8 protein-coding genes are annotated in these 11398 nt (G+C 59.0%); 3 read left to right on the top strand and 5 right to left on the bottom strand.

All coding sequences use genetic code 11. The features are described from left to right. Positions 1-4 precede the first annotated feature (4 nt). The 5 genes from mexE to AD669_RS11975 form a co-directional block, all read right to left on the bottom strand. Complete coding sequence (gene mexE / locus AD669_RS11955) at positions 5-1258, bottom strand: multidrug efflux RND transporter periplasmic adaptor subunit MexE (RefSeq protein WP_053119928.1); 1254 nt, start codon at positions 1256-1258, stop codon at positions 5-7. Positions 1259-1488: 230 nt separating this feature from the next. Then, positions 1489-3825: a TonB-dependent receptor gene (locus AD669_RS11960; RefSeq protein ID WP_053120468.1), complete on the bottom strand. Its 2337-nt coding sequence runs from the start codon at positions 3823-3825 to the stop codon at positions 1489-1491. Between the two features lie 175 nt (positions 3826-4000). Beyond that, positions 4001-4966 carry a FecR domain-containing protein gene (locus tag AD669_RS11965; protein WP_053119929.1) on the bottom strand — a complete coding sequence of 322 codons (966 nt, stop codon included), beginning with the start codon at positions 4964-4966 and terminating at the stop codon, positions 4001-4003. Continuing rightward, entirely contained in the window at positions 4963-5484 is a 522-nt protein-coding gene (locus AD669_RS11970) for a sigma-70 family RNA polymerase sigma factor (RefSeq protein WP_053119931.1), read from the bottom strand. The genes AD669_RS11965 and AD669_RS11970 overlap by 4 nt, the downstream gene beginning before the upstream one ends. A 166-nt stretch (positions 5485-5650) precedes the next feature. Continuing rightward, complete coding sequence (locus tag AD669_RS11975; RefSeq protein WP_053119932.1) at positions 5651-6565, bottom strand: LysR family transcriptional regulator; 915 nt, start codon at positions 6563-6565, stop codon at positions 5651-5653. Positions 6566-6835: 270 nt separating this feature from the next. Here AD669_RS11975 and AD669_RS11980 point away from each other — a divergent pair, with 270 nt between their 5' ends. From AD669_RS11980 to AD669_RS11990, 3 genes are all read left to right on the top strand, one after another. Further along, positions 6836-7858, top strand: a complete 1023-nt coding sequence (locus AD669_RS11980) for a zinc-dependent alcohol dehydrogenase family protein (RefSeq protein WP_053119934.1) — start codon at positions 6836-6838, stop codon at positions 7856-7858. A 545-nt stretch (positions 7859-8403) separates the two neighbouring features. Next, a complete protein-coding gene (locus AD669_RS11985) occupies positions 8404-9867 on the top strand; it encodes a hypothetical protein (protein ID WP_053119936.1) in 1464 nt (487 codons plus the stop codon). Positions 9868-9916: 49 nt separating this feature from the next. Next, positions 9917-11317: a PLP-dependent aminotransferase family protein gene (locus AD669_RS11990; RefSeq protein WP_053119938.1), complete on the top strand. Its 1401-nt coding sequence runs from the start codon at positions 9917-9919 to the stop codon at positions 11315-11317. Positions 11318-11398 lie beyond the last annotated feature (81 nt).

Consider the following 11398-nt stretch of genomic DNA (forward strand, 5'->3'; position numbering starts at 1 on the left):
TCCCTTAACCGCGTGGGGTCGTGGCGGCCAGCTTCACAACCGCACCGGACGCACCCTTGGCAGGGGCGACTTTGGGCAGGTTGCTGGCTTCCAGCGCTTGACGTTGTTGAGCGAGTGCCGCGATGGTCTGTTCGCTGGCCATCGGCACCACTTCCGGGGTAACCGGCGAGCCAGGGCGAACCCGTTGCAGACCCTTGACGATGATCGTGTCGTCCTTGTTCAGGCCGGTGCGGACGATGCGCAGGCCTTCGATTTTCGGACCGAGTTCGACGGCGCGGTACACGGTGTTGTTGTCCGCATCCATCACCAGCACGAACTTCTTGCCGAGGTCGGTGCCGACCGCTTCGTCGTTGATCAACATGGCGTTGTAGGTGCCGCTGCCGACCAGTTTCAGTCGTGCGTAAAGGCCCGGGGTGTAGGTGCCGTCGCTGTTGTCGAACACTGCGCGACCACGGATGGTGCCGGTTTTCGGGTTGACCTGGTTGTCGACGAAGTTCATCTGACCGAGGTGCGGGTTGCCGTCTTCATTGGACAGGCCCATGTACACCGGGGTGGTCGCGCCGCGCTGACCGTTGCGGGCGAGTTGGGTGTATTTGAGGAATACACGCTCGTCGGCGTCGAAGTAAGCGTAAACGCGATCAGTGGAAACCACGCTGGTCAGCGGCGTGGTGTCGGCGGTCACCAGGTTACCGGCGGTGATCTCGGCACGGCTGACGCGGCCAGTGATCGGCGCGGTCACGCGGGTGAAGCTGAGGTTGAGTTTGGCCAGATCCAGTTGCGCTTGCAGGGCACCGACGGCGGCGCGGGCTTCTTGAGCAGCGCTGGTGCGCGAGTCAGCCAGTTCGGCAGAGATCGCGTTGCTGGCACGCAGACGTTCGCCACGGCCAGCTTCGTTTTCACTGCGGGTGGCGTTGGCGCGGGATTGGGCGACAAGGGCTTCGAGGCGGCGAACCTCGGCCTGGAACGGACGCGGATCGATCTGGAACAGCAGGTCGCCTTTCTTGACCAGGGCGCCTTCAGTGAAAGCGACTTCGTCGATCTGGCCGGAGACCCGTGGACGGATTTCAACGGTTTCCGGTGCTTCGAGGCGGCCGGTAAATTCGTCCCATTCGTTGACCGGTTGTTCGATCACCTTGGCCACGCTGACTTTGGCAGCAGGCTGGGTGGCGGCAGTCTCCGGAGTCTTGCCGCAGGCGCTCATCACCAGGATGGCCAGCATGGCCAACGGGAAGCGCAAATGTTTGAGTGACTGTTCCATGGATGCATCCGCCAATGTATTGAAGATGGGCGGATGATGCTCGGCAGGCTGTGATGGCACGAATCGAATGAAGCAAAGGTAACTATCATTCGGAATGATATAAGACCGTAGCGAGCCCTCTAGCATGCACCTTTCGTTAGGGTGCTATCAATATCCTTAATGAAAGTTTCATGCGAGGCGCTGCCGGCGCATGGCGCACCCATAAAGAGGGCGCGCCACTTCAGAGCGGATCAGAAGTTGTACTTGAAGCTCGTCATGATATTGCGCGGTGCGCCGTAAACCCCGTACAGACCGGACTGGCTGTAGTACTCGCGATCAAACACGTTGTTCAGATTCACCGAAGCGCTGAGGTTGTGGCTGAAGTCGTACTTGGCCATCAGGTTGGTCACCGCGTAGCTGCCCTGGCTGAACGTATGCAGGTCGGCGCCGACTTTGCTCTGCCAGTTCACGCCGCCGCCAATCGTGACTTTATCCAGCGGGCCGTGCAGGCGATAGCTGGTGAAGGTCTTGAAGCTGTTGCGCGGCAGGTTGGTGTTGATGCGCTCGTCGTCGGCGTTGGTGGTCACTGAATACGCGTAGCCGGCGGAGGCCTGCCAGCCTTCGGCCAGTTCACCGTTCAGCTCCATCTCGATGCCTTTGGAGGTGGTGTCCTGCTCGGAGCTGTAGACGTTGTCGTGTTGCCAGATCGCCAGGTTGTCCTGCTCCAGTTTGAACACGGCCAGGCTGGAGTTGAGCTTGCCATCGAGGTGCGTGCCCTTGATGCCGATCTCGTAGCCTTTGCCTTCCATCGGGTCGAGCGGTTTGTTGTCTTCGTCGGTGACCCACGAGGCTTGCGGGTTGAAGATCTTGGTGTAGCTGGCGTACAGCGACCAGGTGTCATTGAGGTCGTAAACGATACCGGCGTACGGAATGAACACGCCGTTTTCTTCGCGATTGACTTCGCTTTCTTCGCCGCCATACGGGCGATCCGAGGTGTCGCGTTTCCAGTTGATCACGCGGCTGCCGAGAATCAGGCTCAAGTCATCGCTGACGCTGAAACGCGAGGTCAGGTACGCCGCGTATTGGTCTTCGTCGATCGACGATTTGCCACTGACGGCGAAGTCCGGTTTAACCGAGTTGCCGTCCCAGGTGAACAGGTTGTCGATAGCGCCCGCCGGCGAGCCGTTGTAGTCGTAACGCCAACCGCCCCAGCTCGGCGTGCTTTCTTTGTACTGTGAGAGGGTCATGCCGGTGATCAGTTGGTGTTCGCGCCCGAACAGACTGAATGGGCCGGTGAGGTACACATCGAGGTTGTCCTGACGCGGCGTGCCCGAGAAGCGCACCGGCAGTTGCGACAGACCGCTGCCGTCGGTATTCAGGTCACCCATAGCGAAGTTGAACAGTTCGTCGAACTTGTTTTCGGCGTGGGTCAGTTCGATCTTGCCGCTCCAGCCGTTGCCCAGTTGCTGCTCGATGGAAGTGAAGAAACTGGTCTGTTCATGATCGTTGTACGACCAGTCTGGCGCAGCATTCAGTGAGCGTTGCAGGTCGGTGCGCTGGCCAGTGCTGAAACGCGTCGGCAGGCCGGAGCGCAGCGGCGAGTCTATGTCGCTGCGCAGATAACTGAAGCCCATGGTCAGCAGGGTGTCTTCCGTCAGATCGAACTCGGTGATGCCGTAGATCAGCTGCGACTGCTGGTTGTAACGGTCGATCCAGGCTTTCTCGGTTTTGTAATCGGCGACAAAGCGTCCGCGCACATTGCCGGTTTCCGTCAGCGGCCCCGAGACGTCAAAACCGGTGCCGTAGCGATCCCAGTTGCCGGCCTCACCGGTGATGCTGGCCTGCGCTTCGGCAGTCGGGCGTTTACGGATCAGGTTGATCGTCGCGGACGGGTTGCCCATGCCGCTGATCAAACCGGTGGCACCGCGCACGACTTCGATGCGGTCGTACATCGCCATGCTTTGCGAATAGTTGTCGAGGCGCGTGTTGGTGGGAACGCCGTCGACCTCGTAGTTCTGAATCGCAAAACCGCGCGACCAATAGGAATCGCTTTCCGAACCGAGACCGTCGCGCACCACGGTGATGCCCGGCGTGGCTTCGAGGGCATCGGTCAGGTTGGTCAGGCGCTGATCATCGAGACGCTGACGGGTCATCACCGTCATCGATTGCGGAGTCTCGCGCGGGGTCAGGTTCAGCCGCGTCGAGCTGCTGGAGGAATACGTGGTGTAGAGCCCGGTGCCTTCAGTGGTCGAACCCGGCGCCTTGCCGGAAATCGACACCGCGCCCAGCTCCAGCGCATCACCGGTGCTGGCCTGCAGCGAATAATTGCCGTTGGCGCCGCGACTGGCTTCAAGCCCGGAGCCGGCCAGCAGAATCGCCAGACCTTGGTCGACGTCGTAACGACCTTTAAGGCCGGATGTGCTGCGCCCCTCGGTCAGTAATGTGGAATAGGACAACAGGATGTGCGCAGTCTGGCCAAAACGCGTCAACGCCGGTGCGAGTGCGCCAGCGGGGATATCGAAATCTTCTTGCGCTTGCTCGGCAGCGGCCCAGTTTGGCGCGATCAGCAGTGGTGCGGTCACTGCCATGCAAGCGATGCCTTGAACCACGGCGCCGGCCAGTTTCTGTTTGATCGAAAATTGCCAGCCCTGGCGTTTGCGTGCGGTGCGATTCACGAGTTGCTTCCCCATTGAATTGAATGTCTGGGGTTTAAGTCTCGCGAGAATCGAAATCAGACCACCCAAATGCGAATATTTTTCAGTATCAGGTGGTGCGCGGTTTCAACGTCACCCAGTAGCGAGTGAATTGCTGCACGTCGAGCTGCAGAGTGTCGGCGACGGCGTAGATGATTTTCTCGGTGTTGCCGAGGGGGAAGGTGCCGGAAACCCGCAGGTCGGCCAAACGCGGATCACAGGCCAGATGGCCCTGGCGATAACGGCTCAGGTCTTCGAGGAAGTCGGCCAGACGTTGGCCTTGCGCGACCAGCATGCCCTGACTCCAGGCCGGCGTGGTAAGTGCAATGACTTGCCTGCTGAAAATCTCCCCGGCGCTGAAACTGATTTGTTCGCCGGCCTTGAGTGTGATGGGCTGATGCGGCATACGGGAAGGGTTGATCGCCAACGTGCCCTGATAAACGCTGACCTGAGTGAAACCGGCGCGCTGTCTGACGCTGAAGCGCGCGAGTGCGGATTCCAGTCGACCCTGAGCGGTGTCCACCGACAACAATCGGCCATCGGCGCGGGTGACCAGCAGCTCGCCGCGCAGCAACTTGATGCGCCGCGATTCCCGTTCAAAAACCACGTTGATTGCGCTGTCGGTGTTGAGCTGGATTTGCGTGTTATCGGCCAGCGTAAAGCTCTTTTGCTCGCCAACCTGGCTGTAGTAATCCGCGCGCCAGTCTTGCACCAACGCCGTGTCTTTCATGGCCCAGGCACCGGCACCGGCCGCAAACAAGACGCTCAACTGCTTGAGCGCCGAACGCCGTGACAGCGTGGGTCGCAGGGCGGCGTGGGCGAGGGGGCGCTGGTCGGGGCTGCGCAGGTCGCGCATGCGTCGTGCAAACACTTCCGCCCGTTGCCAGGCGTGCTCGTGCACCGGGTGCGCCTGACGCCAGCGCATCCACTCCGCGAGCGTCGCTTCGCTGACCTCGGGCTCCTGCAATTCAAGGTGCCAGTGCATGGCTTGCTCGGCGACGTCGCCGGAAATCGCCAAAGTGTCTTCGCGGTTCATGGCAGGTCGAGGCTGTCGTCGAGCATGATGCACATCGCCCCGGCCTTGATGATGTAGCGCTTGACCGTGGTGATCGAAACGTCGAGCCGCGCGGCGATTTCACCGTGACTCAAACCGTCCATCTGCGACAACAGAAACGCCTCGCGCACCGGGCGCTCAAGACCTTCGAGCGCAGCGTCGAGGGCGATCATGGTTTCCAGCAGAATGGCCTGAGTTTCCAGGCTCGGCGCGACCTGCTCGGGCATCGCCGCCAGTGCTTCAAGGTAGGCGCGTTCGAGTTTTTGTCGGCGGTAGTGATTGCACAGAACACTCTGCGCCACCTTCGCCAGAAACGTGCGCGGGGCGTGTAGCTCCGGCACTTGTTCCTTGGCCAACAGGCGCATGAACGTATCTTGCGCCAGATCCGCCGCACTCTGCGTGCAATTGAGCCGACGCCGTAGCCAGTTCTGTAACCAACCGTGCTGCTGGCGATAGAGCACAGCGACATCGCAGAAACTGGTTTGTGGAGATGGAAGCATCTTAGGAGGGCGCCGGATAAGGATGGTACAAATGATAATCCTTATCATATATATCGGCTGGGTGTGGCAGCAAGAAGTGTGCGTAGGAATTTTCGCAGCAGTGGTTGGCGCAAAGAGGCTAACGTCGCTGAGGTGTCAGCGACGACGTCACTATCGACGGTAGGTTCTAGAGGCTGTCCGGATCGCCAAAGAACATCTGAATCCGCGACCTCAACCAGCGCTCCCCCGGATCATTATCCTGCGACCCACGCCAAGCCATGTGCAGCTCAAACGTGCGCGTCGGCAACGGCGGATCTTCCGCCCGCACCCCGCCAGCCGCCGTCAGCGCTTCCGCCGTGTAATCCGGCACGGTCGCGACGATGTCAGTGCCCGCGAGCAACGTGCTGAGCCCGTTGAACTGCGGCACGGCCAGCACCACATGCCGTTTGCGGCCAAGCTTTTCCAGTTCTTCATCAATAAAGCCACTGAGGTCGCCGGCAAATGACACCAGCGCATGCGGCCGCGCACAGTAATCATCCAGACTCAACGGCCCCGGCACGGTATCGGCGCGCAGCAATTTAGGCGCGCTGCGACGCAAAACCTTGCGTTTGGCGTTGGCCGGCAGGTCGGTGGTGTAGCTGACGCCAATGGATATCTCGCCGGAAGCCAACAGGCCCGGCATCAATATGTAGTTGACGCGACGAATCACCAAGACGATGCCGGGTGCTTCAGCGCGCAGGCGTTTAAGCAACATCGGCAGGAGGGCGAACTCGACGTCATCGGATAAACCGATGCGGAACACCGAGGTGCTGGTCGCCGGATCGAATTCCGCCGCGCGGCTGACGGCGGTGGAAATCGAATCCAGGGCCGGCGAGAGCAGGGCGAAGATTTCCACCGCGCGGGCAGACGGCTCCATGCTGCGCCCGGTGCGTACAAATAACGGGTCATCGAACAGGCTACGCAGGCGCGAGAGCGCCGCACTGATCGCCGGCTGACCGAGAAAGAGCTTTTCCGCCGCCCGGGTCACGCTGCGTTCGTGCATCAATGTTTCGAATACGATCAACAGGTTCAGGTCGACACGACGCAGGTCATTACGATTCATCTGGAGTCCTGGCAGAGTCATCAAGCTTGACGAGAGCGGCCATATGAGAACAATGGCCGGCATGAATCTTACGGGGAAAGGCTGGTACTCTGCACCGGAAAATTCAGCTTTACCGAGCCGGTGGCAGTGATTTTTTGCTGGATTGTGCCAATGCCGCCCATACTGCGGAATCAATGACAGGCATGTCGACTATTAATAGCCACTGATAGTCTTGGGTTAAAAGCCCAGATAGAGTTCATGGCATTAGAGGTTACTTTGACGAGGTTTGCGATGTCCCGCACGATCCGTTTTCACAAGTTTGGTCCCGCCGAGGTGCTCAAATGCGAAGAGCATGCGGCCGCTCAGCCAGGTCCTGGCGAAGTGCAGGTACGTGTCGAAGCGATCGGCATCAGCTGGTATGACACGCTCTGGCGTCAGAACCTGGCCTCGTCTCAGGCACGTTTGCCTGCAGGCCTCGGTCACGAGATGGCCGGTGTGGTCACCGCCGTCGGTGACGGTGTCGATGATCTGTCGGTAGGCGACAAGGTGGCCAGTTTCCCGGCCGAGAGCGCCAACGATTATCCGGTTTACGGCGAGCAGATCTTGCTGCCGCGTACCGCGCTGACCCGTTATCCAGACGTCCTCAGCCCGATCGAAGCCAGCGTGCATTACACGCCGCTGCTGATTGCCTATTTTGCCTACGCCGATCTGGCGCGGGTCAAGCCGGGGCAATTCGCCTTGGTCACTGACGCCAGCCACTGTGCCGGGCCGTCCTTTGTACAACTGGGCAAAGCCTTGGGTGTACGCGTGATTGCCGCGACCAAAACCGCGGAAGAACGTGAATACCTGCTGTCGCTGGGTGCCGAGAAAGTCATCGTCACCGAGGAAGAAGATCTGCTGATGCGGATCAACAAGATCACCGACAACCGTGGCGTTGACGTAGTGTTCGATGGCCTGGGTGGCCCGCAGATGTCGTTGCTCGGCGACGTTCTCGCCCCGCGTGGCAGCCTGGTGTTGTACGGTCTGCAAGGTGGCAACCAGACGCCATTCCCGGCGTGTGCAGCGTTCCAGAAGAACATTCAGTTCTTTGTGCACTGCATCGGCAACTTCACTGGCAAACCGGAGCTGGGCATCACGCAGGATTCCGTGGCGCTGCAACGTGCCTTGCGTGACATCAACCAGCTGACCGCTGATCGTGTGCTGCTACCGCTCAAGACTCGGGTGTTCCCGTTCGATGAGTTTGTCGAAGCACACCGCTACATGGATGAATGCCCGTGTCGCGAACGGGTCGCCCTGCAGGTCGAACCGGCGTAACACTGCTGAACAGAGTCCGTGGCCCCACGGACTCTTTGCGTTTATCCCCCAAAAAGAGACTGCCTGCGCGTGATGCGTGTAGGGCCATTCAGCAACTGAACTGGTTTTTGCTCTCGATCTGTATCTTCTAATCGCTATATAAGCCCTGATAATTGAATGATTACTTTCATCTCAAGGAATGAGCCATGGCTGTGCATTCTATTTGCCCTGTGCAATATCAAACGGCTACTTCTGCTGGTCGTGTCAATTTCTGTTTAATTGTTGTAGGGCTATTCCGAAGTTGCGTCCTTTTTTCTTGTACTCAATTGTCGTGGGCTGTTGTGGGAAGTTTCCTAGGAATATTTTCCACAAAAAAATACCGTTATTTAACAATCGGTTGAAGCCCGTGGCGTGGGCGTTGGTGGGGTCTTAACTGTTCAAGTGTTTCAAATAACTACGATTGCGTAAGTGTTAGCATTTGAGCGTCTATTACTTATTGATGAATTGTTGTGCGACTGAGCATTCAGTCTGCGCAGCATGAAACTATTGATACCGGGTAAATACCGATGAGCACGATCCATGATCAGGCAATGAATTATGTCTACCAGCAAGTCCTGCAGCGTTTGCTGAGCTTCTTCTCACGCGCAGAACGTACGGCGTTGCAGCTATTGATGCAGCGACTGCTGGTGGCCGCTGGCGGCATGGAAAACATCGGTCATTTCAAGGTGCTGGTCGTCCAGTCGGGCTCCCGGGACAGCTGTTACACGCTGGCTCTGCTGCGGGCCGCGCAGTTGAGCCTGGCCAGTCGTTCACCGGCGACATTCCAGTTGCGCGTGGCCAACCTGCGCTGGAACGGCACAAGTCCTTTCGCCTTGCAGAACATGCACCGCAGCTACAGCGCACTGTTTCTGTATGACGATCCTCGGGTTGAACTGTTGATGGTGGATCATCGCGAGGTGCTGCCGTTCGATTATCAGACGCCCGCCAGCGAGGACAGTCGTGAAGCCAATCGCGTCAATCTGTTGATGGTCGGCCATCGCCGCACATGGGATGAGCCCCTTGAACTGTGGGACGACGCTTACCTGGCTACGGCGGAGTTCTACAGCCAGATCGCACGCTGGAACAATGGCGTCGATGCGATGATTGGTGCTGAAACACCGCGCCGACAACAGCAGTTTCTCGAGGGGCTGAATCGCGCTGCGCTCAAGGCCGAAATCGGTGGTTTGTCTGCTGAACACGGTGGATTTGACGCTTTATTCCCGTTGCTCGACGGTCTTGGCCCAGATTTCTACCGCCATTTTCATGCGGACGGTGAGCACCTGCCATGGCGCCCGGAGGGCAAGTTTGAGGCCTGTCGCCGCACCAGTTTTATCGCTATCAACGACATGATTGTCGGAAAACTTGAAGAGCGCTGGCCTTTGCTCAGTGATTTTCTCGGGTTCCAGGCCGACGATCTTGCGCTGTATCACAGCGACAACGACTACGTTGAGCCGCTGCTTGCCGCGCATCTTCAGGGTTTGCAGGCGTGCGTGATCGAGGGGCGGACGTACGAGGCCGGCATCAGCGAATATTTGCAGGAAAGCCTGTTGACGATGCGCCTCAAACAGGTGCCCGAACCGGTGTGTGAGCAGTTGCTGGCCAATTTCGGCAACTTGCTCGACCTTGAGCAGCGGCGCATTCAAGCGGCCAATCAGCTGCAAGCGACATTCGCAATCAGTGAAACCCAACTCACGTGCCTGTTATTTGCGCCGTTCATCGATCATGGCGCCGGGCTCGAGCGGTTTCTGCGCAAGTGCCACCCCGGCATGCTGGTGGCATTGCCTGACCTGCACCGCGCCATGCAGGGCTCGAGTGCGCCGGAACAGGTCATGAAGTGGATGACCGACGTCAGCGGATTGCCGGTCAAACTGATCAGCCGTTTGTACGCTATGGGGCCGATTCACATGCCGCAATCGACTGAAGCATCAGGCTCTCGCGCCGATGACAGCGAGGCGGATGTCGTTGCGGGTGACCGGTCGGCGGAAGGTTGAACTTGAGCCTTTTGGCACATATTGCGCCAATGCCTATGGATGAGGGCTCATGAAGGTCTTGCGTGAAAACGATTTTGCTTACCAAGCGGTGTACCGCTACCTGACGTCGGTGATTAACGAGTCCGACGCCGCTGGCGCCATGCGATTGCCGTCGTTGCGCCAATTGGCGGATCGCTTGAAGGTGTCGATCTCGACCATTCAATACGCGTATTCGCTGTTGGAGAAGGAAGGGCGGGTTTACTCGATAGCCAAGTCCGGTTATTACGCAAAAGCCCGCTCGCTCCTGGTGCCGCCGGCCAATGGCAGCGATCTGCTAGAGGCTGTCTATGTCAACGCCCGGCGCCCGGGCATGTGCGTGTTGAGCACCGACGATCCGGCGTCGCTGCAGCCGCTGGACAGTCCTTTGCTGATGCTGGAAAGGGAGTTGCTGCGGCAATACCCGCGCCAGCCACAATTGCTGCTGCAACCCTGTGGTGAACTGGAATTGCGCACGGTTCTGGCGGCGCGCTACACCACTTCATCGACCCATTGCTGGCATGCCGATGACGTCTACATCGGCGCTGATCTACGCGCCGTGCTGGAAATACTCATCGCCGTGCTGGAATTGCGCCAGGCCACGGTTCTGGTCGAGTCACCCTGTGATTGGGTGATACTGCGTCTGTTCGAGGCGGCCGAGGTACGCGTCATCGAGTTGCCGTTGCAGATCGATGGCGCACTGGATCCTCAATGGCTGGCGTCGTTGCTCAAGACTGAACCTGTGCGACTGATTTTATTGTCTTCGGCATTGAATCTGCCGCATGGCAGCGCCGCGCCGACGGCCAATCGGCAATTGATTGCAAAATTACTCGCGGAGCAGGGCACCTGGGTGCTGGAAAATGACTGTTGCAGTGAGCTGGCAGACGAGCACGATGGCCAGCGGTTACGCGACTGGCTGGATCCCGAGCGTTTGCTGGTGTTTTCTGCTTTCGACAGGATCATCGGCACCGAAGCCCCTTACGGTTTCGTCCTGTCGCGTCAGTGGCGAAGCGAATTGCAGCGGCATTTTCTGCTGCGCTCGTTCCGCTTGTCGGTCACTCGGCAAAAAGCGATCGCGCGTTTGTATGCGAGTGGGCGCATCGATCAGCATTTGCTGGTGTTGCGGCGGTTACTCAAGGAACGCCGAACCCACCTGATTCAGCTGTTGCGCGAGCGTTTGGGCGATGCCTTGCAGATAGTCGAGCCACAGGGCGGGGCGACGGTTTGGGTTCGGTCGCTGCGGACGGTGAACATGAGCGAGGTGTTTCATGACTTGCTCAGGCAACAGGTTGTGATTGCCCCCGGCGAGTTGTTCAGCCTGCATCGACAGCACGCGCAGCACCTGCGCTTGAGCGCGATCAGTCACAGCGATCATGATCTGGCCAGCGTGGTCGGGCTTGTCGGTGACGCCTTGCGCCTTGCGCCCGCCGAGTGACGTTAGAAAACTTCTGCGATGTGCCGGATAGATCCCATCGCGCTGTGGTCATACTGCCAGTAAACTGCGCTGTATTTCCTG

The sequence above is a fragment of the Pseudomonas sp. P1.31 genome (genome assembly GCF_001269815.1).
Taxonomy (GTDB): domain Bacteria; phylum Pseudomonadota; class Gammaproteobacteria; order Pseudomonadales; family Pseudomonadaceae; genus Aquipseudomonas; species Aquipseudomonas rustica.

Coding starts and splice junctions, on each gene's coding strand:
- mexE (WP_053119928.1), bottom strand. CDS start 1,258: ATGGAACAGTCACTCAAACATTTGCGCTTCCCGTTGGCCATGCTGGCC.
- AD669_RS11960 (WP_053120468.1), bottom strand. CDS start 3,825: ATGGCAGTGACCGCACCACTGCTGATCGCGCCAAACTGGGCCGCTGCC.
- AD669_RS11965 (WP_053119929.1), bottom strand. CDS start 4,966: ATGAACCGCGAAGACACTTTGGCGATTTCCGGCGACGTCGCCGAGCAA.
- AD669_RS11970 (WP_053119931.1), bottom strand. CDS start 5,484: ATGCTTCCATCTCCACAAACCAGTTTCTGCGATGTCGCTGTGCTCTAT.
- AD669_RS11975 (WP_053119932.1), bottom strand. CDS start 6,565: ATGAATCGTAATGACCTGCGTCGTGTCGACCTGAACCTGTTGATCGTA.
- AD669_RS11980 (WP_053119934.1), top strand. CDS start 6,836: ATGTCCCGCACGATCCGTTTTCACAAGTTTGGTCCCGCCGAGGTGCTC.
- AD669_RS11985 (WP_053119936.1), top strand. CDS start 8,404: ATGAGCACGATCCATGATCAGGCAATGAATTATGTCTACCAGCAAGTC.
- AD669_RS11990 (WP_053119938.1), top strand. CDS start 9,917: ATGAAGGTCTTGCGTGAAAACGATTTTGCTTACCAAGCGGTGTACCGC.